The organism is Terrabacter sp. Root181 (assembly GCF_001428505.1).
Lineage (GTDB): Bacteria > Actinomycetota > Actinomycetes > Actinomycetales > Dermatophilaceae > Terrabacter.
Genome location: NZ_LMHU01000006.1, coordinates 292,264 through 316,422, shown reverse-complemented (window position 1 = coordinate 316,422; position 24,159 = coordinate 292,264). Strand labels below are relative to the sequence as shown.

The following is a 24,159-nucleotide window of genomic DNA, read 5'->3' as shown; positions in this document are numbered from 1 at the left end:
CTGTCAGTGACCCCACCTAGCATGTTGCGCGTGACTGCTACGCCCACCGGCAACGCCCATTCCCTCGTCGTCCGCGGCGCCCGCGAGCACAACCTGCGCGACGTGTCCGTCGACCTCCCACGCGACAGCCTCATCGTCTTCACGGGGCTCTCGGGGTCGGGCAAGTCGAGCCTCGCCTTCGACACGATCTTCGCCGAGGGGCAGCGTCGCTACGTCGAGTCGCTGTCGGCCTACGCCCGGCAGTTCCTCGGACAGATGGACAAGCCCGACGTCGACTTCATCGAGGGCCTCTCGCCCGCGGTCTCCATCGACCAGAAGTCGACCAACCGCAACCCGCGCTCGACGGTCGGCACCATCACCGAGGTCTACGACTACCTGCGTCTCCTCTTCGCCCGCGCCGGGCGGCCGCACTGCCCGGTGTGCGGTGAGCCCGTGACCCGGCAGTCGCCGCAGCAGATCGTCGACCAGCTCCTCACGCTCGAGGACCGCACGCGCTTCCAGGTGCTCGCCCCCGTCGTGCAGGGCCGCAAGGGTGAGTTCGTCGACCTCTTCGCCGAGCTGCAGACCAAGGGCTTCTCGCGTGCCCGCGTCGACGGCGAGGTGGTCTCCCTCACCGAGCCGCCCACCCTCGAGAAGCAGAAGAAGCACACCATCGAGGTCGTCGTCGACCGTCTCGTGGCCAAGGGTGACGACAGCGGTTCCAAGCGTCGCCTCACGGACTCCGTCGAGACCGCCCTCGGGCTGGCCGGCGGCGTCGTCATCATCGACTTCGTCGACCGCGACGCCAAGGACAAGGACCGCGAGCGCCGCTTCTCCGAGAAGATGGCCTGCCCCAACAACCACCCGCTCGGCATGGACGAGATCCAGCCGCGGTCCTTCTCGTTCAACTCGCCGTTCGGCGCGTGCACCGAGTGCACCGGCATCGGCACCGAGCTCGAGGTCGACCCCGAGCTCGTCGTGCCCGACGACGACCTGTCGCTCGCCGAGGGCGCCATCGCGCCGTGGGCCCAGGGGTCCGGCTCGGCCGAGTACTTCCAGCGCGTCATGGGGGCGCTCGGGGAGGACATGAAGTTCTCGATGGACGCACCCTTCCGGGCGCTGCCGGCCCGCGCCAAGGAGGCGCTGCTGCACGGCCAGAACTACAAGGTCCACGTCAAGTACAAGAACCGCTACGGCCGCGACCGCTCCTACACGACCGGCTTCGAGGGCGTCGTCCCGTTCATCAAGCGCCGTCACTCCGAGACCGACTCCGAGTGGAGCCGCGACCGCTACGAGGGCTTCATGCGCGAGGTCCCGTGCCCGGTCTGCAAGGGGGCGCGGCTCAAGCCCGAGTCGCTCGCCGTGCTCGTCGGCGGCAAGAACATCTCCGAGGTCTGCGGGCTCGCCATCAGCGAGGCGGCCGGCTTCCTCGACACCGTCGACTTCACCTCGCGCGAGAAGCAGATCGCCGAGCGCGTCATCAAGGAGATCGACGCCCGGCTCGGCTTCCTGCTCGACGTCGGGCTCGACTACCTCTCGCTCGACCGCCCGGCCGGCACCCTCTCGGGCGGCGAGGCGCAGCGCATCCGGCTCGCGACCCAGATCGGGTCCGGCCTCGTCGGCGTGCTCTACGTCCTCGACGAGCCCTCGATCGGGCTGCACCAGCGCGACAACCACCGCCTCATCGAGACGCTGACGCGCCTGCGGGACCTCGGCAACACCCTCATCGTCGTCGAGCACGACGAGGACACCATCGCGACGGCCGACTGGGTCGTCGACATCGGCCCGGGCGCGGGTGAGCACGGTGGCCACGTCGTGCACTCCGGCACGGTCAAAGGGCTGCTCGAGCACCCCGACTCGCTCACCGGCATGTACCTCTCGGGCCGCCGTGAGATCCCCTCGCCCGACGTGCGCCGCGGCCACGACGGGCGACAGATCACCGTCAACGGCGCCCGCGAGAACAACCTCCAGAACGTGTCGGTCGACTTCCCCCTCGGCAACCTCGTGGCCGTCACCGGGGTGTCGGGCTCGGGCAAGTCGACCCTCGTCAACGACATCCTCTACAACGTCCTCGCCAACAAGCTCAACGGAGCGCGCCACGTGCCCGGTCGGCACAAGTCCGTGACCGGCCTCGACCACCTCGACAAGGTCGTCCACGTCGACCAGAGCCCGATCGGACGCACGCCCCGATCGAACCCCGCGACCTACACCGGCGTCTTCGACAACATGCGCAAGCTCTTTGCCGAGACGACGGAGGCCAAGGTGCGCGGCTACCAGCCGGGCCGGTTCTCCTTCAACGTCAAGGGCGGCCGCTGTGACGCGTGCTCCGGCGACGGCACGATCAAGATCGAGATGAACTTCCTGCCCGACGTCTACGTCCCGTGCGAGGTGTGCCACGGGGCCCGGTACAACCGGGAGACGCTGGAGGTGCACTTCAAGGGCAAGACGATCGCAGACGTGCTCGACATGCCGATCGAGGAGGCCGCCACGTTCTTCGAGGCGGTCCCCGCGATCGCGCGTCACCTCAAGACCCTCAACGACGTCGGCCTGGGCTACGTGCGCCTCGGCCAGCCGGCGCCCACCCTCTCCGGTGGTGAGGCCCAGCGCGTCAAGCTCGCCAGCGAGCTGCAGAAGCGGTCCACCGGACGCACCATCTACGTCCTCGACGAGCCGACCACCGGCCTGCACTTCGAGGACATCCGCAAGCTCCTCGACGTGCTCCAGGGCCTCGTCGACAAGGGCAACACCGTCATCGTCATCGAGCACAACCTCGACGTCATCAAGAACGCCGACTGGATCATCGACATGGGGCCCGAGGGCGGCTCCGGCGGTGGCACCGTCATCGCCGAGGGCACGCCCGAGGACGTCGCCGAGGTGGCCGCCAGCCACACCGGCCGGTTCCTCAAGCCCATCCTCGAGCGCACGGCTCGCACGACGGCCCGCACGCCGGTGACCGGCCGCGGCAAGAAGGCCGTCGCGTCGTCCGCGGGCTCTGCGGACTCACAGCGAACTGTCGGCGCGGGCACATCGACGACGCGCACCGTGAAGGCATCGACGGCGACGACGGCGACGAAGGCATCGACGGCGACGAAGGCGAGCGGTCGCGCACGAGGAGGTGCCACCACCGCCGCTGCGAAGAAGACCACGTCGAGCACCACCGTGAGCAAGACGAGGTCGACCACGACCCGGAAGAGGAACGCATGACCCGGCGCACGCACTCCAGCACCACCGAGCCGACCAGCAGCACGAGCACCTCCGACACCCCGTCCACCAGCCCCGAGCCGAGGCTCGGTGACCGCATCTCCCTCCTCACCGACCGGCGCGGCGTCCTCCGGGTCGCCGGCGTCGTCGTCGGCGCCGGGGCACTGGCGGCCTGCAGCAGCCCACCCGTCCCGACGGCCTCCGCCGACTCGTCGGGCGGTGCTGCTGCGGCGGGCGGCACCCCGACGTCCGAGGTGCCCGTCGGCGGCGGCACCGTCTTCCCCGACACCATGACCGTCGTCACCCAGCCGACGGCCGGCACCTTCAAGGCGTTCGACGCGGTGTGCCCCCACCAGGGCTGCACCATCGGCTCCGTCGAGAACGGACAGATCATCTGCCCCTGCCACCAGAGCCACTTCGACGCGACCACCGGCGACCGCGTCTCCGGTCCCGCGCCGACCGGCCTCACGGCCAAGACGATCACGGTCACCGGCACCGCGTTCACCGTCAGCTGAGAGCAGTCCGCCCTCGTCTGCCGCCCGGTCGGCGCCCCTCGGCGTCGGCCGGGCGTCATGCGTCCCCGCCCGACGCCCACGCGGGCGGGTCCCGCGTCCCCCGGCACACGGCATACGCGAGGAGGCCCTGCGGGAGCGTCGGTGGCCCGACATAGGGTGGGAGCGTGGCGGACCCGACGACCTACCGACCGAAGCCGGGGGAGATCCCGACCGACCCGGGCGTCTACCGTTTCCGCGACGCGCACGGCCGGGTCATCTACGTCGGCAAGGCCAAGTCGCTGCGCCCGCGGTTGTCGTCCTACTTCCAGGACATCACGGCGCTCCACCCGCGCACGGCGACGATGGTCACCACGGCCGCGTCGGTCGAGTGGACCGTCGTGCGCACCGAGGTCGAGGCCCTCCAGCTCGAGTACTCCTGGATCAAGGAGTTCGACCCGCGCTTCAACGTCAAGTACCGCGACGACAAGTCCTACCCCTTCCTCGCCGTCACGATGGGCGAGGAGTTCCCGCGGGCCCAGGTCATGCGCGGCGCCAAGCGCAAGGGCACCCGTTACTTCGGGCCCTACGGCCACGCGTGGGCGATCCGCGAGACCCTCGACCTGCTGCTGCGCGTCTTCCCCGTGCGCACCTGCTCCTCCGGGGTGTTCAAGCGCGCCACGGCGAGCGGCCGTCCGTGCCTGCTCGGCTACATCGACAAGTGCTCGGCGCCGTGCGTCGGCCGGGTCACCCCCGACGAGCACCGGGCCATCGCCGAGGACTTCTGCGACTTCATGGCCGGCAACACCACGCGCTTCGCCAAGCGACTCGAGACGCGGATGAAGGAGGCGGCCGCCGAGCTCGACTTCGAGCAGGCCGCCCGCCTGCGCGACGACATCGGTGCCCTGACCAAGGCCCTCGAGAAGCAAGCGGTGGTGCTCGGTGACGCCACGGACGCCGACGTCTTCGCCCTCGCCGACGACGACCTCGAGGCCGCGGTCCAGGTGTTCCACGTCCGTGGGGGACGCATCCGAGGCCAGCGGGGCTGGGTCGTCGAGAAGGAGAGCGAGGACCTCCCGACCCTCGTCGAGCACCTCCTCCTGCAGGTCTACGGCGACGCCGAGCGCGACGCCATCCCCCGCGAGGTCCTCGTCCCGACCGCCCCCGTCGACGTCGAGGCCGTCACCGAGTGGCTGTCATCGGTGCGCGGCTCGGCCGTCAGCGTCCGGGTGCCGCAGCGCGGCGACAAGCGCACCCTGATGGAGACCGTCCGGCGCAACGCCGAGCAGTCGCTGGCCCGGCACAAGGTGGCCCGCGCCGGCGACCTGACCCTGCGCAGCAAGGCCCTGCAGGAGCTCCAGGACTACCTCGGGCTCGACGACGCGCCGCTGCGCATCGAGTGCTACGACGTCAGCCACGTGCAGGGCACCAACGTCGTCGCGTCGATGGTGGTGTTCGAGGACGGCCTCGCGCGCAAGAGCGAGTACCGCCGGTTCATCGTCCGCGGAGCCACGGCGGGTGACGAGGGCGGCGAGCCGGTCACGGTCGACGACACCGCCGCGATGCGCGAGGTGCTCATGCGTCGCTTCCGGCGCTACCTCGAGGACGCCGAGGGTGCCGGCGACCTCGACCTGTCGACCGGTGTCGTCGGCGGGTCGTCGGACGCGCCGGCCGCGTCGTCCACCGATGACGACGACGAGCCGTCCGCCTCCGGCCCCATCGACCCCGAGACGGGCCGCCCGCGACGCTTCGCCTACCCGCCGAGCCTCGTCGTCGTCGACGGCGGGCTCCCGCAGGTCAACGCCGCCCAGGCGGTGCTCGACGAGCTCGGCATCGAGGAGGTCGCGCTCGTCGGGCTCGCCAAGCGCCTCGAGGAGGTGTGGGTCCCGCGCGACGACCACCCGGTCATCCTGCCGCGCACGAGCGAAGGCCTCTACCTGCTCCAGCGTCTGCGCGACGAGGCCCACCGCTTCGCGATCACCTTCCACCGCCAGCGGCGGTCGAAGGCGATGACGACCTCCCAGCTCGACGGCATACCCGGGCTCGGCGCCAGCCGACAGAAGGCGCTGCTGCGCCACTTCGGTTCGGTCAAACGCCTTCGCTCGGCGGACACAACGGACATCATGGCCGTACCGGGCTTCGGCCGGTCGCTTGCCTCGGCCGTCGTCAACCACTTGGCTGAGGGAGCACCCCAGGAGCCAGCCGTGAACCTCACGACGGGAGAAGTCCTCGAATGACCGCCGACACCGGGCGCACACCGCAGACGCCCTTGGCCGATGCTCCGATCGTCATCGTCACCGGGATGAGCGGGGCCGGCCGCAGCACCACCGCCAACGTCCTCGAGGATCTCGGCTGGCTCGTCGTCGACAACCTGCCGCCGCAGCTGCTCACGCACCTCGCCGAGCTGCGCGACGAGGCCCGTGGCCAGCACCCGGAGGCCCATCTCCAGCAGGTCGCCGTCGTCGTCGACGTCCGCTCGCGCGGCTGGTTCGCCCAGCTCGAGGGGGCGATCGGTGCGGCCCGAGAGCGCGGCGAGCGACCGAGCCTCGTCTTCCTCGACGCGACCGACGAGGCCCTCGTGCGCCGCTTCGAGAGCGTGCGCCGACCGCACCCGCTCCAGGGCGACGGTCGACTCCTCGACGGCATCCAGCGCGAGCGCGAGCTGCTCCTCGACCTGCGCTCGTCCGCAGACGTCGTCATCGACAGCTCTGGACTCAACGTCCACCAGCTGAGCGCCAAGCTCTCCTCGCTCTTCGCCGGTGACCGGCGCGTGCAGCTGCGCATCGCCGTGATGTCCTTCGGCTTCAAGTACGGCCTGCCGCTCGACGCCGACGTCGTCTTCGACATGCGCTTCCTGCCCAACCCCTACTGGGTTCCCGAGCTGCGGGCGCTGACCGGACGCGACACGCCCGTCAGCGAGTTCGTCATGAAACAGGAGGGCGCCGACGAGTTCCTCGACCGCGCCGGTGACCTGCTCGACACGATGATCGACGGCTACGTCCGCGAGGGGCGTCGCTACGTCACGGTGGCCGTCGGCTGCACGGGCGGCAAGCACCGGTCCGTCGCGATCGCCGAAGCGCTGAGCGAGCGGCTCGGCGGGCGCGACCGCGTCGACACGTTCGTCGTCCACCGCGACCTGGGTCGGGAGTGACCGGGACCAACGCGGTGACGACCCCACGCCTTCCCCTCGGCTCTCCGCACCACCGACGCATCGTCGCGCTCGGCGGTGGCCACGGCCTGGCCGCGGCGCTCACCGCCCTGCGCCTGCTCACCGACAACGTCACCGCCGTCGTCACGGTGGCCGACGACGGCGGCTCGAGCGGGCGGCTGCGCGAGGAGTTCGACGTGCTGCCCCCCGGCGACCTGCGGATGGCGCTGTCCGCGCTGTGCGACGACAGCGACTGGGGCCACACCTGGCGCGACGTGCTGCAGCACCGTTTCGCCGGCACCGGGGACCTCAGGGGTCATGCACTCGGCAACCTCATGATCGTCTCGATCTGGGAGCTGCTCGGCGACACCGTGCAGGGGCTCGACCTCGTGGGTCGCCTGCTCGGCGCGCGGGGGCGGGTGCTGCCGATGGCGGCCGAGCCGCTCGAGATCGTGGCCGAGATCCGAGGCCACGACCCCGCCCGTCCCGACGACACCGTCGAGGTGCGGGGGCAGCACCGCGTCGCGTCGTCACCGGGCATCGTGTCGTCGATCGGCATCGTGCCCACCTGCCCCGAGCCGTGCCACGAGGCCCTCTCGGCCGTCCGCGACGCCGACTGGGTGATGCTCGGGCCCGGGTCGTGGTTCACGTCCGTCATGCCGCACCTGCTCGTCCCCGCCCTCGTCGACGCCCTCGTCTCGACGCCGGCCAAGCGACTGCTCAACCTCAACCTCGAGGTGCACAAGGGCGAGACCCGCGACTTCCGGGCCGAGGACCACCTCGCCTCCTTTGCCGCCAACGCCCCCGACCTGCGGCTCGACGTCGTCCTCGCCGACCCGAGCGTCGTCCCCGACGGGGCGTCCCTGCGGGCGGCGGCCGCCGAGCTCGGGGCCGAGCTCGTCGTCGCCCCCGTGGCGGCCCGGGGCGAGCCGGGTGTCCACGACCCGCTCCGGCTCGCGGCGGCGCTGCGCGACGTCATCTCCTGAGCTCGTCCCGACGCCGGCCGGAGAGCGCGCCGGGGCTCCGGCGCGAGGGTGCTTGATCAGGGTGGCAGGATGTCGCCCATGGCCATGACAGCAAAGGTGAAGGACGAGCTCTCACGCCTCGAGGTGACCAAACCGTGCTGTCGCAAGGCCGAGGTCTCGACGATGCTCCGCTTCGCCGGAGGCCTCCACATCATCGGGGGACAGATCGTCGTCGAGGCCGAGCTCGACACCGCGAACGCCGCGCGCCGCCTGCGCCGCAACATCGCCGAGGTCTACGGCCACAAGAGCGACGTCCTCGTCCTCGCCGCCGGTGGCCTGCGTCGCGGCTCGCGCTACGTCGTGCGGGTCGTCGAGGAGGGCGCGACCCTGGCCCGACAGACCGGGCTCATCGACACGCGTGGCCGTCCCGTGCGGGGCCTGCCCCCCAAGGTCGTCAGTGCCGCGACGTGCGACTCCGAGGCCGCGTGGCGTGGCGCGTTCCTCGCCCACGGCTCCCTCACCGAGCCGGGACGCTCGTCGGCGCTCGAGGTGACCTGCCCCGGGCCCGAGGCGGCACTCGCCCTCGTCGGTGCCGCCCGCCGTCTCGGCATCCAGGCCAAGGCCCGCGAGGTCCGCGGCGTCGACCGCGTCGTCATCCGTGACGGCGACGCCATCGGCGCGATGCTGACCCGTCTCGGCGCCCACGACGCCGTGATGGCGTGGGAGGAGCGGCGGATGCGCCGCGAGGTCCGGGCGACGGCCAACCGGCTCGCCAACTTCGACGACGCCAACCTGCGCCGCTCGGCACGCGCCGCCGTCGCCGCCGGCGCCCGGGTCGAGCGCGCGATGGAGCTGCTCGGCGAGGACGTCCCCGACCACCTGCGCGAGGCCGGGGTGCTGCGCCTCGAGCACAAGCAGGCCAGCCTCGAGGAGCTCGGCCAGCTGGCCAAGCCGCCCATGACGAAGGACGCCGTGGCCGGTCGCATCCGTCGCCTGCTAGCCATGGCCGACAAGCGGGCCGAGGAGCTCGGGGTCGCCGGCACCGACGCGAACCTCACGCCCGACATGCTCGAGACCTGATCACGCGCCTGCCGGGGTCCGTTCGGGTGCTCGCCCGTCGGCCTGAGCACGCTGAGCGCGTGCTGAGCGCGTGCACACCAAGCCCTGAGACTGCCGCTTGGGCGTCTGGGGCGACGCACTAGGGTGTGGTGTGATCGAGGTCGCAACGGGGCGGCCCAAGGTCTGGCATTTCGTCCGATACACAGTCTCACCGAAGAGGTGCACAGCAGTGACCGTTCGCGTTGGTATCAACGGCTTTGGCCGCATCGGCCGCAACTTCTTCCGCGCCATCGTGGCGTCCGGAGCCGACATCGAGGTCGTGGCAACCAACGACCTCATGGACAACAAGACCCTCGCCCACCTGCTCAAGTACGACTCGATCCTGGGCCGTTTCCCCGGTGAGGTCACCTACGACGACACGTCGATCATCGTCGACGGCAAGGCCATCCGGGTCTTCGAGGAGCGCGACCCCGCCAACATCGACTGGGCCGGCGTCGGCGCCGACATCATCGTCGAGTCCACCGGCTTCTTCACCGACGCCCAGAAGGCCAAGGCGCACATCGACGGTGGCGCCAAGAAGGTCATCATCTCGGCCCCGGCCAAGAACGAGGACATCACGATCGTGATGGGCGTCAACCACGAGCTCTACGACCCGGCCGCCCACACGGTCATCTCCAACGCCTCGTGCACGACGAACTGCCTCGCGCCGATGGCCAAGGCCCTCAACGACGAGTTCGGCATCGTCAAGGGCCTCATGACGACGATCCACGCCTACACCCAGGACCAGAACCTCCAGGACGCGCCGCACAAGGACCTCCGCCGGGCCCGTGCCGCCGCCCTCAACATCGTCCCGACCACGACCGGTGCCGCCAAGGCCGTCGCCCTCGTGCTGCCCGAGCTCAAGGGCAAGCTAGACGGCTACGCGCTGCGCGTCCCGGTGCCGACCGGCTCGGCCACCGACCTGACCTTCGAGGCCGGTCGCGAGACAACCGTCGAAGAGGTCAACGCCGCCGTCAAGGCCGCCGCCGAGGGCCCGATGAAGGGCTTCCTCGTCTACACCGAGGACGAGATCGTCTCCAAGGACATCGAGACCGACCCGGCCTCCTGCATCTTCGACGCCGGCCTCACCAAGGTCATCGGCAACCAGGTCAAGGTCGTCGGCTGGTACGACAACGAGTGGGGCTACTCCAACCGCCTCGTCGACCTCGTCGCGCTCGTCGGTCAGTCCCTCTGAGCCACTCGGCCACCGCCCTCGGTGCTCTCCGGAGCGCCCGGGCGGTGGCCGCACCCATGTCACCCGTGCCCGGCCCCACTCCCAACTGACGAAGAGGCATCCCGCGTGAAGACCACCAGCGACCTCGGGGACCTGCGCGGCAAGCGCGTCCTCGTCCGGTCCGACCTCAACGTGCCGCTCGACGGCTCGACGATCACCGACGACGGCCGCATCCGCGCTTCGGCCCCGACGATCAAGGGTCTGGCCGACGCCGGCGCCCGCGTGATCGTCTGCGCGCACCTCGGACGCCCCAAGGGTGCCCCCGAGGCGAAGTACTCCCTCGCCCCGGTCGCGAAGCGGCTCGGCGAGGTGCTCGGCAGCGACGTCGTCTTCGCCGAGGACACCGTCGGCGACGACGCGAGGGCCAAGGCGGCTGCGCTGGAGGACGGGCAGGTCCTGCTCCTCGAGAACCTCCGCTTCAATGCCGGTGAGACCGCCAAGACCGACGACGAGCGAGCCGAGTTCGCGGGCGAGCTCGCTTCTCTCGCAGACGTCTTCGTCTCCGACGGCTTCGGGGTCGTGCACCGCAAGCAGGCGTCGGTCTATGACGTCGCGCGCCTGCTGCCGCACGCCACGGGCGACCTCGTGTCGACCGAGGTGGACGTGCTGCGTCGCCTGACCCGGGACCCCGAGCGGCCGTATGCCGTCGTCCTCGGCGGCGCGAAGGTGTCCGACAAGCTCGGCGTCATCGGCAACCTGCTCGGCACCGCGGACCGCCTCATCGTCGGCGGCGGAATGGTCTTCACCTTCCTCGCCGCCCAGGGGCACGAGGTCGGCAAGAGCCTGCTCGAGGCTGACCAGATCGACACCGTCAAGGGCTACCTCGACCGTGCCGAGAAGGAGGGTGTCGAGATCGTCCTGCCCGTCGACGTCGTCGCGGCCGACGCGTTCAGCGCCGACGCGGCCCACGAGGTCGTCGCGGCCGACGCGATCCCGGCCGACCGCATGGGCCTCGACATCGGGCCCGCGTCGAGCGCGCTCTTCGCCGAGAAGCTCGCCGACTGCCGCACCGTCTTCTGGAACGGCCCGATGGGTGCCTTCGAGATGGGGCCCTACGCCGCCGGCACCAAGGCCCTCGCGCAGGCGCTCGTCGAGATCACCGCCCAGGGAGCCCTGACCGTCGTGGGCGGCGGCGACTCGGCAGCCGCGGTGCGACAGCTCGGTTTCGCCGACTCCGACTTCGGCCACATCTCCACCGGTGGCGGCGCCAGCCTCGAGTACCTCGAGGGCAAGGAGCTGCCCGGACTCACCGTGCTCGAGGAGGGCGACGCCTGATGGCGAAGGACACCAAGCCGGTCGGACGCGTGCCGCTCATGGCCGGCAACTGGAAGATGAACCTCGACCACCTCCAGGCGACGCACCTCGTGCAGAAGCTCGACTGGACCCTGCGCGACGCGAAGCACGACCACGCGGCCGTCGAGGTCGCGGTGCTGCCGCCGTTCACCGACCTGCGCTCGGTGCAGACCCTCGTCGAGGGCGACAAGCTCGACCTCAGGTACGGCGCGCAGGACCTGTCGCCGCACACGTCGGGCGCCTACACCGGTGACATCTCCGGCGCCTTCCTCGCCAAGCTCGGGTGCACGTACGTCGCCGTCGGCCACAGCGAGCGACGCGAGGGCCACGGCGAGACCGACGCCGTCGTGGGCGCCAAGGTCAAGGCGGCCTACGCCCACGGCCTCACGCCGATCCTCTGCTGCGGCGAGGCGCTCGACGTGCGCAAGGAGGGTCGCCAGGTCGAGCACGTGCTCGCCCAGCTGCGCGAGAACCTCGACGGGGTGACCAAGGAGCAGGCCGAGTCGGTCGTCATCGCCTACGAGCCGATCTGGGCCATCGGCACCGGCGAGGTCGCGACCCCCGACGACGCGCAGGAGGTGTGTGCAGCCATCCGCACGCTGCTCGCCGAGCTCTACAGCGGCGACGTCGCCGACGGCGTACGCGTGCTCTACGGCGGCAGCGTCAAGGCGGGCAACATCGCGGCGATCATGGCCCAGGAGGACGTCGACGGCGCCCTCGTGGGTGGTGCGTCGATCGACCCGACGGAGTTCGCGTCGATCTGTCGCTACCGCGACCACCTCGCCACGTCCTGAGCCGTTCCCCCCGGCCGGGCGGACCCCGACCGGGGCCGTTCGGCCGATGGGCACTCGGGCAGGTATCCTTGCCCGAGCCCCGGAACACGCGGGGGAGTGGCCGACCGGCCCGACGACCCCCGAGATCCCGACGATTTGGAGTGACCACGTGGATGCGGTTCGCATCGTGCTTCAGGTCCTGCTGGTGCTGTCCAGCATGGTCCTGACCCTCTTCATCCTGCTGCACAAGGGCAAGGGTGGCGGCCTGTCCGACATGTTCGGCGGGGGCATGTCCACGTCGCTCGGTGGCTCATCGGTCGCCGAGCGCAACCTCGACCGCTTCACGGTGGCCGTGGCGCTCGTGTGGGCGACGGCGATCATCGGTCTGGGCCTCCTGGCCCGTTTCGCGAGCTGAGAGGACGGACAGATGGCCAGCGGTAACGCCATTCGTGGAAGCAGGGTCGGCGCCGGCCCCATGGGCGAGGCCGAGCGCGGCGACGCCGCCCCTCGGGTCCACATCTCCTACTGGTGCTCCAACGGGCACGAGACGCGTCCGAGCTTCGCCGAGGAGCCCGGCATGGTCCTGCCCGAGACGTGGGACTGCCCGCGCTGCGGCTTCCCTGCCGGTCAGGACAAGGACAACCCTCCGGCCCCGCCGAAGGTCGAGCCCTACAAGACGCACCTCGCCTACGTGAAGGAGCGTCGCAGCGACGCCGACGGTGCCGCCATCCTCGACGAGGCCCTCAGCACCCTGCGCGAGCGCGGCCTCATCCAGTGAGCTGACGGGTCGCCCCACTGGGGCGACCTGACGACGAAGGGCCCGGGAGATCCTCCCGGGCCCTTCGTCGTGTCGCGTGCCGTCCGCCGGCGTATGCCGTCGCCGGGGCTGACGCCCTGCCGCGGCCGTCGGTCAGTCGAGTTCCGACGCCGCGTCTGCGTCGAGCAGCCACAGCGTCGCGTCGGTGCCCACCGGGCCGGCCGCCGGGACGTCCCAGCGGTCCGCTCCGGGGGCCAGGGCGGCCCGGACCGCCTCGGCCTTGTCGGCCCCGGAGACGAGGAACCACACCTCGTGCGAGCGCTCGAAGCACTCGAAGGTGAGGCTCACCCGGTCCGGTGGCGGTTTCGGCGAGTCGTGCACGGCGACGGCGATGGCGTCGGTGAGCCGCTGGGCGGGGTGGTGGGGGAAGAGCGAGGCCACGTGACCGTCCGGACCCACGCCGAACAGCACGACGTCCCAGGTCTTCTGGCCGTGCTCGCGGATGGTCTGGCCGTAGGCCTCCGCGCTGGCTTCGGCGCTCTGCGAGACGTCGGGGCCGGCCACCCGGTGCACCTTCGCGGGGTCGAGTCCCAGCGCGCTGAGACCGGCCTCGTCGTTCTGGGTGTCGTTGCGGTCGGGGTCACCGGCCGGGAGGTAGCGCTCGTCGCCCCACCAGACCCGGACCCGTGACCAGTCGACGGCCGTGCGACCCGGGGTCCTCAGGACGGAGGCGATGACCGCCGAGCCCATGGACCCGCCGGTCAGGGCCACCTGGGCCTCGGGGTTGCGGGTCTGCGCGTCGATCACCGCCGTGACGAGCCGAGCGGCTGCAGCGTCGGCCAGGGACTGCTTGTCCGGGTGGACGACCACCCGCGGTTCGCCGCTCACGAGGTGGCCGTCCCGCTCGCCGTCGCGTTCGTGGCGGAGGCCTTCGTGGCCGTGGGCGTGGTGGACTTCCTGGCCGAGGCCTTGCGCGTGCCCGCGGTGGTGCGCGTCGCGGTCTTCTTCGCGACGGCCTTGGTCGCCGAGGTCCTGGTCGCGGCGGCCTTCGCCCCCGCACGCCCGGTGCTCGCCCGCTTGGCCGTCGACCGCTTCGCCGCGGACCCCGACGTGGCCGGGGCGCTCTTCGTCGCCGCCGTGCCCGAGGTCGTCTCGCCGCCGGTCGGGGTCGACGACGTCGCGTCAGAGTTCTTGCGGGCCTTGGCGGCCTGCTTCTCGCGGGGGGTGCGCTTGCCGGCGAGCTTGCGGACCGTCGCCGCGTGCACGTCGGCGGTCTCGGCGTGCTCGGGCGCCGGGGGAGCGGTGATCATCGCGCTGGCCTCCTGCGCGGACTCGTCCCGGCCGAGCCGGGCAGCGAGTCGACGCGACGCGGCGGGGTCCGGGGCCTTGCCCGCCTTGGCCGCGGCGGCGGCGGTGAGACGCACCGGCTGGAGCGCCTGGATGCCGTGCAGCAGGGCGTCCTCGTAGGCGTCGTCGGGGTCGAGGCGTCGCAGCTCGTCGGCGAGGCACTCGGGAAGCTCGCGCCGGGGCAGGCTGATCCGACGGTCGGGCTGGCCGGTCTGCGAGAGCGTCGCGACGACGTCGCCGGGGCGCACGAGGTCGATGGGGCCGCTCTTGCGCTCGAGACGGACCGAGCTGATGCCCGAACCGCGTGGGGTGGAGACCCGGTGCACGGGCACCCGCAGCCGTCGCGAGAGCCAGCCCGCCAGCAGGTCGGACGACGGGGAGTCCGGAGCGCCGCTGACGACGGCGCCGGTGATCGGCTCGTAGGGCGGCTGGTCGAGCGCCGCGGCCAGCAGGCCGCGCCACCGGGTGAGGCGTGTCCACGCGAGGTCGGTGTCGCCGGGGGCGTAGTTCGCCGCACGCTTCTTGAGCATGAGCCGCGGGTTGCGGTGCTCGGCGGCGTCGGTGATCCGGCGCTGCGCCATCGCCCCGATGGGGTCCTTGGCGACGTCGGCCGGCGCCTCGCCGGGCCACCAGGCCACGATCGGGGAGTCGGGCAGCAGCAGCGGCACGACGACGCTCGGGCCGTGGTTGGCCAGTGCGCCGTAGAGCCGCAGCACGACGATCTCGCTCGCACCGGCGTCACCGCCGAGGCGGATCTGGGCGTCGAGGCGGTTCTTGCCACGACGGTCTCCCGAGATGACGACGACGATGCGGCACGGGTGCTGGCGGCTGGCCTGGTTGGCGATGTCGATGGCGTTGCCGGCGTCGGTGTCCTCGACGACGACGACGAGCGTCAGCACCCGGCCCAGCGCCATCGCGCCGACCTCGTTGCGCAGGCGCACCAGCATCTTGCTGATGCCGGTGGTCGTGGTGTCGGTCAGGTCGCGGATCACGGCATCCTCCACGTACGTCCGTCGCGTTCGAGCATCTCGTCGGCCGAGGGCGGCCCCCACGTCCCCGCGGGGTACTGCTCGGGCTTGCCCGACTTGGCCCAGTGCTTCATGAGCGGGTCGAGGATCCGCCAGGACGACTCGACCTCCTCGTGCCGCGGGAAGAGCGGCGGCTCACCGAGCAGCACGTCGAGGATGAGGCGTTCGTACGCCTCTGGCGAGGCCTCGGTGAACGACGAGCCGTAGCCGAAGTCCATCGTGACGTCGCGGACCTCCATCTGCGCGCCGGGCACCTTGGAGCCGAAGCGGATGGTGACGCCCTCGTCGGGCTGGACCCGGATGACGATGGCGTTCTGGCCGAGCTCCTCCGTCGCCGTGTGCTCGAAGGGCAGGTGCGGCGCGCGCTTGAAGACGACGGCGATCTCGGTGACGCGCTTGCCGAGTCGCTTGCCGGTGCGCAGGTAGAAGGGGACGCCGGCCCATCGGCGGGTGTCGACCTCGAGGGTCACCGCGGCGAAGGTCTCGGTGACCGACTTCGGGTCGACGCCGTCCTCCTGGAGGTAGCCGACGACCTCCTCGGCACCCTGCCAGCCACCGGCGTACTGCCCACGTGCGGCGCCCTTGTCGAGGTCCGCGGGGAGGCGGACCGCCGAGAGCACCTTCTCCTTCTCGGCGCGAAGGTCCTTGGCGTCGAAGGAGACCGGCTCCTCCATCGCCGTGAGCGCGAGGAGCTGGAGCAGGTGGTTCTGGATGACGTCGCGCGCGGCGCCGATGCCGTCGTAGTAGCCGGCGCGACCCGCGATGCCGATGTCCTCGGCCATCGTGATCTGCACGTGGTCGACGTAGTTGGCGTTCCACACCGGCTCGAAGAGCTGGTTGGCGAAGCGCAGGGCGAGGAGGTTCTGGACCGTCTCCTTGCCGAGGTAGTGGTCGATGCGGAAGACGGAGTCGGGCGGGAAGACCCCCTCGACGATCTCGTTGAGCTGCTGGGCGCTCTTGAGGTCGTGGCCGAAGGGCTTCTCGATGATGACGCGTCGCCAGCTGTCGCCCTCGGCCGTCGTCAGGCCGCACCGCTCGAGCTGCTCGCACACGGTGGCGAAGAAGCCCGGGGGGATCGACAGGTAGAAGGCGTGGTTGCCCCCCGTGCCGCGGTCCATGTCGAGCTCGTCGACGGTCCTGGCGAGCAGGTCGAACGCCGCGGGGTCGTCGAACGTGCCGGGCACGAACCGGAAGCCCTCGGAGAGGTTGCGCCACACGTCCTCGCTGAAGGGCGTGCGGGCGTGCTGCTTCACGGCGTCGTGGACGACCTGGCCGAAGTCCTGCGCCGCCCAGTCCCTTCGGGCGAAGCCGACGAGCGAGAAGCCCGGCGGCAGCAGCCCACGGTTGGCGAGGTCGTAGATCGCCGGCATGAGCTTCTTGCGGGCGAGGTCACCGGTCACGCCGAACAGCACGAGACCACACGGTCCCGCGATGCGGGGGAGGCGCTTGTCCTCGGCGGTGCGCAGCGGGTTGTGCCCGTGCGAGATGCGCGCCGGAGTCATGCACGTCCTCCTGCCAGCAGCGCTTCGCGCAGCTGAGCGAGTCCTGCGTCGTGGTCGGTGAGGTGCAGCTGGAGGACGGGGCGACCGTGCTCGGCGAGGACGGCGGCGTCGCCTCCGGCCTGGGAGGCGATGAAGTCACCGAAGGTGAACTCGCGACCGGGGATCGAGAGGTCCTCCTTGGGCGCCGTGGTCACCTGGAGGTAGACGCCGACGGCCGGGCCGCCCTTGTGGAACTGGCCCGTCGAGTGGAGGAAGCGCGGGCCCCAGCCGAACGTCGTCGGACGCTCGGTGCGGCGGGCCAGCGGGACGCGGCACTCGGCGAGGTCGGCGTCGGCGAGCCGGTCGAGGTAGGCCATGACGGCGACGTAGCCGTGCTGCGGGTCGAGCTGGGCGAAGAGCGCGTCGAGGGCCGCCGGGACGGTCGTCGCGTCGCCGAGCCAGTCGCCCGAGCCGCCGAGCGATCGGATCTCGACGGAGCCGTCCGTCGCGGCAGGGTCGGCGGCGGCGCCCGTCCCCTGGTCGAGCAGGGCCCGAGCGGCCTTCTTGGCGCTCTCGACGTCGGGCTGGTCGAACGGGTTGATGCCGAGCAGCCGGCCGGCGACGGCCGTCGCCACCTCCCACAGGAGCAGCTGGGCACCCAGGGCGCCGCCCACGCGTACCTCCGAGGCGACGTCGTCGCCCGGGCCGGACTCGTTGTCGGCGGCCACGAGGCGCACCACGGTGACGTCGGCCGCAGGCCAGGCCACCTCGGGGTCCTGCTCGCCTCCGGCGACGACGGGAAGCACGCCGGTGCCGTTCTTGCCCGTGGACTCGGCGATGAGCTGCTCGGCCCAGTCGGCGAACCCGACGATGCCGGAACCGTCGTCGACGAGGACGAGCTTGTCGCGCAGCGGGTCGGTGCCCCCCATGGCGGCGCCGAGGCGCAGACCGGGGTTGGCGTCGTCGTCGGCGGCCAGCAGGTCGGCGACGGACTCGGCCTCGTCGAGAAGCGCCTCGACGTCGACGCCGGCGAGACCGCTGGGCACGAGACCGAAGGCGGTCAGCGCGGAGTAGCGACCGCCGACGTTCGGGTCGGCGTTGACGACGCGGTAGCCCTTGCCGCGGGACTCCTGGTCGAGCGGGCTGCCGGGGTCGGTGACGATGACGATGCGCGACGCCGGGTCGATGCCGGCGTCGGTGAACGCCTGCTCGTAGGCGCGCCGCTGCGAGTCGGTCTCGACGGTGGAGCCGGACTTGCTCGAGACGACGACCACGGTGTGCTCGAGGTCGTCTCCGAGGGCCCGGCGGACGTAGTCGGGGTCGGACGAGTCGAGCACGACGAGCGGCTTGCCGGCCGTCGCGCAGATGACCTCGGGGGCGAGCGACGAGCCGCCCATGCCGCAGAGCACGACATGGTCGAGGCCCTGCTCGGAGAAGGACTCGCGCAGCGCGGCGATCTCTCCGACGAGGGGGCGCGACGAGCGCGGCAGGCCCACCCACGACAGGCGGATGCTCGACTCGGACTCGGCGTCAGGGCCCCACAGCGTGGGGTCCTGGGCGAAGAGGCGGCTCGCGACGGAGTCGTCGACGAGGCTCGGCACGTGCCTCCCGATCGCGTCCGCCGCTGCTCCTGATGCGCTGACGGACAGCGAGCTCATGCCGTCACCTTCTCCATCTCCGCGGTGACGCCGTCCAACAGCTCACCCCACGCCTTCTCGAACTTGTCGACGCCCTCGGTCTCGAGCAGGTCGACGACCTCGGTGTAGGAGACCCCGACGCCCTCGAGGTCGTCGAGGACGTTGCCGGCCAGCTCGTAGCCGCCGGTCACCGTGTCGCCGTGGATGTCGCCGTGGTCGGCCGTCGCCTCGAGCGTCTTGCCGGGCATCGTGTTGACGACGTCGGCGGCCACGAGCTCGGTGACGTACATCGTGTCGGGGTAGGCCGGGTCCTTGACGCCGGTGGACGCCCAGAGCGGGCGCTGCACGTTCGCGCCCGCCTCGGCGAGCGAGCCCCAGCGCGGCGTCGAGAAGACCTCCTCGAAGGCCTGGTAGGCGAGGCGCGCGTTGGCCAGTCCGGCCTTGCCCTTGAGGGCACGGGCCTCGTCGGTGCCGATGGTGTCGAGGCGCTTGTCGATCTCGGTGTCGACGCGGGAGACGAAGAACGAGGCGACCGAGTGGATCGTCGACAGGTCGTGGCCGTTCGCGTGCGCCTTCTCGAGGCCCTCGAGATAGGCGTTCATGACGGCGCGGTAGCGCTCGAGGGAGAAGATCAGGGTCACGTTGACGCTGATGCCCTCGGCGATGGTCGCCGTGATGGCCGGGAGACCCGCCTTGGTCGCGGGGATCTTGATGAGCACGTTCGGGCGGTCCACGTCGCCGTGCATCTGCTTCGCCTGCTCGACCGTCTTGTCGGTGTCGTGGGCCAGGCGCGGGTCGACCTCGATGGAGACTCGGCCGTCGACGCCACGCGTCGACTCGTAGAGCGGCAGGAAGAGGTCGCACGCGTCGCGGACGTCCTCCGTCGTCAGCTCGTGGACGACCTCCTCGACGTCCTTGCCGGCCTTGGTCAGGGCGGCCAGGTCGTCGTTGTAGCGGTCGCCCTTCGACAGCGCCGCCTGGAAGATCGAGGGGTTCGAGGTGACACCGACGACGTTGCGCTCCTCGATGAGCTCGGAGATCCTGCCGGTCTCGATGAGCTCGCGGGAGAGGTCGTCGAGCCAGATGGAGACGCCTGCCTGTGAGAGCGCCTGGGTGTTCGGGTTGGTCATGCTGGTCACTTCCCCTTGCTCGTAGCGGATGCGGCTGCCGCACCGGCGGCCTTGCCGCTGCCGGTCGTCGCGTCGTCACCCATGACGGTGGTGGACGCGCTCTGGGCGGCGCGCGCCGGGTTGGTCTCGGTGACCCCCGGGGCCTTCGTCGCGGAGCCCTTGGCTGCCTTGATGGAGTCCTTCGCCGCCTTGACGACCGCGTCGGCGGTGATGCCGAACTCGCGGTACAGGGTGGCCTGGTCGGCGGACGCGCCGAAGTGCTCGATGCTCACGATGCGCCCGGCGTCGCCGACGACGTCGTGCCACCCCATCGAGATCCCCGCCTCGACGCTGACACGGGCGCGGACTGCCGGCGGCAGAACCTTGTCCTGGTAGGAACGGGTCTGCTTCTCGAACCATTCCCGGCAGGGCATCGACACGACGCGCGTCGCGATGCGGGACTTCTCGAGGCGCTCGGCGGCCTGGACCGCCAGCTGCACCTCGGAACCCGTTGCGACGATGACGACGTCGGGGTCGCCGGCCCGCGACTCCTCGACGAGGACGTAGGCGCCCTTGGCGACGCCGCTCACCTTGCCGTAGGTCTTGCGGTCCCACGTCGGGACGGGCTGGCGGGTCAGGCACAGCGCGGCCGGACCGTCGGTGTTCGTGAGGATCTGCGCCCAGGCGGCCGCGGTCTCGTTGGCGTCGGCGGGTCGCACGACGTCGAGACCGGGGATGGCGCGCAGGGCGGCGAGGTGCTCGATCGGCTGGTGCGTGGGGCCGTCCTCGCCGAGGCCGATGGAGTCGTGCGTCCAGACGTACGTGACGGGTGCCTGCTGGATCGCGGCGAGGCGCACGGCCGGGCGCATGTAGTCGGAGAAGACGAGGAACGTTCCGCCGTAGGGACGGGTCAGGCCCTCGAGCGCGATCCCGTTGAGGATCATGCCCATGCCGTTCTCGCGGATGCCGAAGTGCAGCGTGCGGCCGAACGGGCCGCCCTTCCACGTCGACGTCTGCTTCGAGCTGGGGATGAAGGACGGCTGGCCCTCCATCGTCGTGTTGTTGGACTCGGCGAGGTCGGCCGAGCCGCCCCAGAGCTCGGGCATGACGTCGGCGATGGCCGTGAGGACCTTGCCGGACGCGGCGCGGGTCGCGACGCCCTTCTCGTCGGCGGGGAAGGTGGGCATGGCCTTGGCCAGACCGGCCGGGGCCTTCCCGGCGAGGATGCGGTCGAGCAGCGTCGCGCGGTCGGGGTTGGCCTTGCGCCACGCCTTGTACGTCTTGTCCCACTCGCGGTGCGCGGCCTTGCCCCGCTTGACGACGTCGCGTGCGTGCTTGAGGACGGCGGGCTCGACGACGAACGTCTTCTTCGGGTCGAAGCCGAGCAGCTCCTTCGTGCCGCCGATCTCCTCGTCGCCGAGGGCCGAGCCGTGCGACTTGCCGGTGTTCTGCTTCGTCGGTGCGGGCCACGCGATGATGGTGTGCAGCACGACGAGCGTCGGCTTGTCCGTCACCGTGTCGCCGGAGCGGATCGCGGCGAGCAGGGCGTCGACGTCCTCGACGTAGGTGGCGCCGTCGGCGTCCTTGCGCCAGTCGACCTCCACGACGTGCCAGCCGTAGGCCTCGAAGCGCGCCGCGACGTCCTCGCTGAACGCGATGTCGGTGTCGTCCTCGATGGAGATCTGGTTGGCGTCGTAGACGACGGTGAGGTTGCCGAGCTCCTGGTGGCCTGCGAGGGCGCAGGCCTCGTGCGAGACGCCCTCCTGCATGTCGCCGTCGGAGGCGATGACGTAAACGTGGTGGTCGAAGGGGCTCGTGCCCGGCTCGGCCTCGGGGTCGAAGAGGCCGCGCTGGCGGCGCTGGGCCATGGCCATGCCGACGGCGGACGCCAGGCCCGAGCCGAGCGGGCCGGTCGTGATCTCGACGCCGGGGGTGTGGTGCACCTCGGGGTGGCCGGGGGTCAGCGAACCCCACGTGCGCAGCGACTTGAGGTCGTCGAGCGAGAGGCCGTAGCCGCTGAGGTAGAGCTGGATGTACTGCGTCAGGCTCGAGTGCCCGCAGGAGAGCACGAACCGGTCGCGCCCCAGCCAGGCCGGGTCGGAGGGGTCGTGCGTCATGACGTTCTGGTAGAGCAGGTACGCGAGCGGGGCGAGCGACATCGCGGTGCCAGGGTGGCCGTTGCCGACCTTCTGCACGGCGTCGGCGGCGAGAAGGCGCGTGGTGTCGACCGCGCGGACGTCGAGGTCGCTCCAGCCGGCCTTCTTCGCCACGGGCAGCGGCAGACCCGGGTCGCGCTGTGCCAGCAGGCCCTTCGTCGTCGCCGTCCGCGTGGTGCCGGATCGGGTGGGCTTCTTCGCCTTCGTGGCGGTGCTGGACGCAGCAGTGGGCACGGAACGGGTCTCCTTCAACAAAGGTTGATCACGTACGGCCACGAGCCTAGTGCCCGCGCTGTGAGGGACGACACCTCGCCCGACGGTCGGTACGGCGTACTGCCGGTGCGGTGCCGGCCGTCGGCGGTGACGGTCTAGACTTGCGACGCAATGCTCACGTACCCATCGGGTCGGAGCGACGTACCAGCGGTGAGGATCTCAGTGACAACGGTGGACCCCCGCGCCGACCTCTCGGCGCTGAACGGTCCGGACGGCAGTGGGCTGAAGTTCCTCGTCGGACAGTACGTCTCCCTGATGAAGCCCCGGATCATCGAGCTGCTCCTCATCACGACGATCCCCGTGATGTTCCTGGCCGAGCAGGGTGTGCCCGACCTGTGGCTCGTCGTCGCGACCGTCGTCGGCGGCACGCTGTCGGCGGGCGCGGCCAACACCCTCAACTGCTACATCGACCGTGACATCGACGCGGTCATGCACCGCACGAGCCGACGTCCGCTGGTGACCGGGACGGTCAGCCCGCGGGGAGCCCTCGTCTTCGGGGTGGCCCTCGCCGTCGGGTCGACCCTGTGGCTTGGCCTGCTCGTCAACTGGCTGAGTGCCTGGCTCGCCCTCGGGGCACTGCTCTTCTACGTCTTCGGCTACACGCTGCTGCTCAAGCGCCGCACGGCCCAGAACATCGTCTGGGGCGGGGCCGCGGGCTGCATGCCGGTGCTCATCGGATGGTCGGCCGTGACCGACTCGCTCAGCTGGTCGGCGTTCATCCTCTTCATGGTCATCTTCTTCTGGACGCCGCCGCACTACTGGCCGCTGTCGATGCGCTACAAGGACGACTACGCCACCGCGCACGTGCCGATGCTCCCGGTCGTCGAGCGCTTCGTCGTCGTGGCACGGCAGATCGTCGTCTACTCGTGGGCCATGGTCCTGACGTCCCTGGCCCTCGTGCCGGTCCAACACGTCGGGTGGGTCTACACCGTGGCTGCCGTGGTCGCGGGGGCGCTCTTCCTCACCGAGGCGCACCGCCTCCTCGCGAAGGCGCGTGCGGGTGCGGCCGAGGACGTCCTCAAGCCCATGCGCCTGTTCCACTTCTCGATCACGTACCTCACGGTCCTCTTCGTGGGTGTCGCGCTCGACCCGATCTGGCACCTGCCGCTGCCGTTCTACTCCTGACGCGCACCCGCCCGCCGAGGCCGTTTGCCGGCCGGCGCGCTCACGTGGTCGGCGTGCCGTCCTCGAGGTAGAGCGTCCCGCCGCCCTCGTGGCGGTGCAGCGCGGTGAGCAGCCGCTCGTTGTAGGGAGCGACCCGGCCCGGCCAGTCGTCCGGCCCGGTCCAGTGCACGTCGCGGATCTCGCGCTGCTGCAGGTGCGCCCGCTCGACGACGTCGGCCTCGACGGTGCCGAGGTCGAAGACGAAGACGGTCGCGTCGCCCCAGCCGTGGAGCGCGGGGAGCCAGTTGACGGCGAGCAGCGGACCGGCGCTGACGGTCAGGTCGAGCTCCTCGCGGACCTCGCGGACGACGCAGGCGGCGGGGGACTCGTGCCGGTCCACGACACCGCCGGGCAGGTCCCACTCGCGCTTGTAGACGAGCTCGCAGAGGAGCAGGTGCCCCGAGCCCGAGCGCAGGACGCCCTGGGCGATGGCGCGCTTGGTCGGCAGGGTCGAGTCGAGCATGGCGGTGAAGCCCTCGCGGGTGTCCGGGTGGGCGTCGTCGCGGCGCCGGCCGAGCACGACGGTGTCCTGGCGCACGCCGGCGAGGGTGGCGTTGCCGCGGAGGTGGCCCTCGCGACGCAGCCCGGCCCGCAGGGCCGTGCGCACGGAGGCCCGGTTGTCGGGGTTGACGTGCGCCTCGACCCGCTCGAGGTCGAGCGCCTCGAACGCCCACTCGACGAGCAGTCGCACGGCCCGCCACGCGAGCCCCCGGCCGCGGTACGGCGCGAAGACGGCCCACGACAGGACGCCGACGCGTGGCTCCTGGACCCGGACGTCGACGGTGCCGGCGGCTCGCCCGCGCCACTCGACGAGGTAGGTGACCTTGGACCGGTCGCTCCACTCGGTGCGCGTCCGCTCGATCCAGGCCCGGTGCTCCTCGACGGGCGGCGGCGCCACGGGGAAGTCGAACCAGCGGGCGATCTCGCTGTCGTGCAGGGTCCGGGTGGCGTCGCTGTCGTCGAGCGTCCACGGACGGAGCACGAGCTCGCCCTCGCGGAGCGTCGGCTGGTCGGTCACCGCCCCA

Annotated in this window: 19 protein-coding genes; 12 read left to right on the top strand and 7 right to left on the bottom strand. The window is 71.3% G+C overall.

Annotation, left to right across the window (positions count from 1 at the left end; genetic code table 11):
• Positions 1-21 precede the first annotated feature (21 nt).
• From uvrA to ASD90_RS13250, 11 genes are all read left to right on the top strand, one after another.
• A complete protein-coding gene (uvrA, locus tag ASD90_RS13300) occupies positions 22-3,183 on the top strand; it encodes an excinuclease ABC subunit UvrA (protein WP_056757171.1) in 3,162 nt (1,053 codons plus the stop codon).
• Positions 3,180-3,695 carry a Rieske (2Fe-2S) protein gene (locus tag ASD90_RS13295; protein ID WP_082588712.1) on the top strand — a complete coding sequence of 172 codons (516 nt, stop codon included), beginning with the start codon at positions 3,180-3,182 and terminating at the stop codon, positions 3,693-3,695. The genes uvrA and ASD90_RS13295 overlap by 4 nt, the downstream gene beginning before the upstream one ends.
• A 164-nt stretch (positions 3,696-3,859) precedes the next feature.
• The gene (uvrC, locus tag ASD90_RS13290) at positions 3,860-5,908 is read left to right on the top strand and encodes an excinuclease ABC subunit UvrC (RefSeq protein ID WP_056757164.1); all 2,049 of its coding nucleotides are present in this window, start codon (positions 3,860-3,862) and stop codon (positions 5,906-5,908) included.
• A complete protein-coding gene (rapZ, locus tag ASD90_RS13285; protein ID WP_056757161.1) occupies positions 5,905-6,822 on the top strand; it encodes an RNase adapter RapZ in 918 nt (305 codons plus the stop codon). Before uvrC ends, rapZ begins: the two co-directional genes overlap by 4 nt.
• The gene (gene yvcK, locus ASD90_RS13280) at positions 6,819-7,805 is read left to right on the top strand and encodes a uridine diphosphate-N-acetylglucosamine-binding protein YvcK (protein ID WP_157610840.1); all 987 of its coding nucleotides are present in this window, start codon (positions 6,819-6,821) and stop codon (positions 7,803-7,805) included. Before rapZ ends, yvcK begins: the two co-directional genes overlap by 4 nt.
• Before the next feature lie 78 nt (positions 7,806-7,883).
• Entirely contained in the window at positions 7,884-8,864 is a 981-nt protein-coding gene (gene whiA, locus ASD90_RS13275) for a DNA-binding protein WhiA (protein ID WP_056757158.1), read from the top strand.
• Between the two features lie 208 nt (positions 8,865-9,072).
• Entirely contained in the window at positions 9,073-10,077 is a 1,005-nt protein-coding gene (gene gap / locus ASD90_RS13270; RefSeq protein ID WP_056757155.1) for a type I glyceraldehyde-3-phosphate dehydrogenase, read from the top strand.
• Between the two features lie 105 nt (positions 10,078-10,182).
• Positions 10,183-11,391: a phosphoglycerate kinase gene (gene pgk / locus ASD90_RS13265; protein WP_056757152.1), complete on the top strand. Its 1,209-nt coding sequence runs from the start codon at positions 10,183-10,185 to the stop codon at positions 11,389-11,391.
• Positions 11,391-12,203: a triose-phosphate isomerase gene (gene tpiA / locus ASD90_RS13260; protein WP_056757150.1), complete on the top strand. Its 813-nt coding sequence runs from the start codon at positions 11,391-11,393 to the stop codon at positions 12,201-12,203. The genes pgk and tpiA overlap by 1 nt, the downstream gene beginning before the upstream one ends.
• Positions 12,204-12,351: 148 nt before the next feature.
• Positions 12,352-12,597 (top strand): preprotein translocase subunit SecG, encoded by a 246-nt coding sequence (gene secG / locus ASD90_RS13255; RefSeq protein WP_020144105.1) that lies wholly within the window; start codon positions 12,352-12,354, stop codon positions 12,595-12,597.
• Positions 12,598-12,609: 12 nt separating this feature from the next.
• The gene (locus tag ASD90_RS13250) at positions 12,610-12,960 is read left to right on the top strand and encodes an RNA polymerase-binding protein RbpA (protein ID WP_081633871.1); all 351 of its coding nucleotides are present in this window, start codon (positions 12,610-12,612) and stop codon (positions 12,958-12,960) included.
• Between the two features lie 132 nt (positions 12,961-13,092).
• Here the strand turns inward: ASD90_RS13250 and pgl are convergent, their stop codons facing one another.
• Genes pgl through tkt form a run of 6 tightly spaced genes read right to left on the bottom strand, consistent with a single transcriptional unit; the run spans position 13,093 to position 21,931 of the window.
• Positions 13,093-13,827: a 6-phosphogluconolactonase gene (gene pgl, locus ASD90_RS13245; protein ID WP_056757147.1), complete on the bottom strand. Its 735-nt coding sequence runs from the start codon at positions 13,825-13,827 to the stop codon at positions 13,093-13,095.
• Positions 13,824-15,278, bottom strand: a complete 1,455-nt coding sequence (gene opcA / locus ASD90_RS13240; RefSeq protein WP_200958619.1) for a glucose-6-phosphate dehydrogenase assembly protein OpcA — start codon at positions 15,276-15,278, stop codon at positions 13,824-13,826. The genes pgl and opcA overlap by 4 nt, the downstream gene beginning before the upstream one ends.
• Positions 15,275-16,816 (bottom strand): glucose-6-phosphate dehydrogenase, encoded by a 1,542-nt coding sequence (gene zwf / locus ASD90_RS13235; protein ID WP_056757144.1) that lies wholly within the window; start codon positions 16,814-16,816, stop codon positions 15,275-15,277. Before zwf ends, opcA begins: the two co-directional genes overlap by 4 nt.
• Positions 16,813-18,453: a glucose-6-phosphate isomerase gene (locus ASD90_RS13230; RefSeq protein ID WP_056757141.1), complete on the bottom strand. Its 1,641-nt coding sequence runs from the start codon at positions 18,451-18,453 to the stop codon at positions 16,813-16,815. Before ASD90_RS13230 ends, zwf begins: the two co-directional genes overlap by 4 nt.
• Positions 18,450-19,562, bottom strand: a complete 1,113-nt coding sequence (gene tal / locus ASD90_RS13225) for a transaldolase (RefSeq protein ID WP_056757702.1) — start codon at positions 19,560-19,562, stop codon at positions 18,450-18,452. The genes ASD90_RS13230 and tal overlap by 4 nt, the downstream gene beginning before the upstream one ends.
• Positions 19,563-19,567: 5 nt before the next feature.
• On the bottom strand, positions 19,568-21,931 hold the full coding sequence (gene tkt / locus ASD90_RS13220) for a transketolase (RefSeq protein WP_056757138.1): 2,364 nt from the start codon (positions 21,929-21,931) through the stop codon (positions 19,568-19,570).
• A 189-nt stretch (positions 21,932-22,120) separates the two neighbouring features.
• On the opposite strand from tkt, the gene ASD90_RS13215 reads away from it, so the two are divergent.
• A complete protein-coding gene (locus ASD90_RS13215; RefSeq protein ID WP_369793603.1) occupies positions 22,121-23,095 on the top strand; it encodes a heme o synthase in 975 nt (324 codons plus the stop codon).
• Between the two features lie 40 nt (positions 23,096-23,135).
• On the opposite strand, the gene ASD90_RS13210 is transcribed toward ASD90_RS13215, so the two are convergent.
• On the bottom strand, positions 23,136-24,152 hold the full coding sequence (locus ASD90_RS13210) for an NUDIX hydrolase (RefSeq protein WP_056757133.1): 1,017 nt from the start codon (positions 24,150-24,152) through the stop codon (positions 23,136-23,138).
• Between the last annotated feature and the right edge of the window lie 7 nt (positions 24,153-24,159).

Bases quoted from the DNA above. Each gene is read 5' to 3' on its own strand.
- uvrA (WP_056757171.1), top strand. From the start codon at position 22: ATGTTGCGCGTGACTGCTACGCCCACCGGCAACGCCCATTCCCTCGTC.
- ASD90_RS13295 (WP_082588712.1), top strand. From the start codon at position 3,180: ATGACCCGGCGCACGCACTCCAGCACCACCGAGCCGACCAGCAGCACG.
- rapZ (WP_056757161.1), top strand. From the start codon at position 5,905: ATGACCGCCGACACCGGGCGCACACCGCAGACGCCCTTGGCCGATGCT.
- whiA (WP_056757158.1), top strand. From the start codon at position 7,884: ATGGCCATGACAGCAAAGGTGAAGGACGAGCTCTCACGCCTCGAGGTG.
- tpiA (WP_056757150.1), top strand. From the start codon at position 11,391: ATGGCGAAGGACACCAAGCCGGTCGGACGCGTGCCGCTCATGGCCGGC.
- ASD90_RS13250 (WP_081633871.1), top strand. From the start codon at position 12,610: ATGGCCAGCGGTAACGCCATTCGTGGAAGCAGGGTCGGCGCCGGCCCC.
- zwf (WP_056757144.1), bottom strand. From the start codon at position 16,816: ATGACTCCGGCGCGCATCTCGCACGGGCACAACCCGCTGCGCACCGCC.
- ASD90_RS13230 (WP_056757141.1), bottom strand. From the start codon at position 18,453: ATGAGCTCGCTGTCCGTCAGCGCATCAGGAGCAGCGGCGGACGCGATC.
- tal (WP_056757702.1), bottom strand. From the start codon at position 19,562: ATGACCAACCCGAACACCCAGGCGCTCTCACAGGCAGGCGTCTCCATC.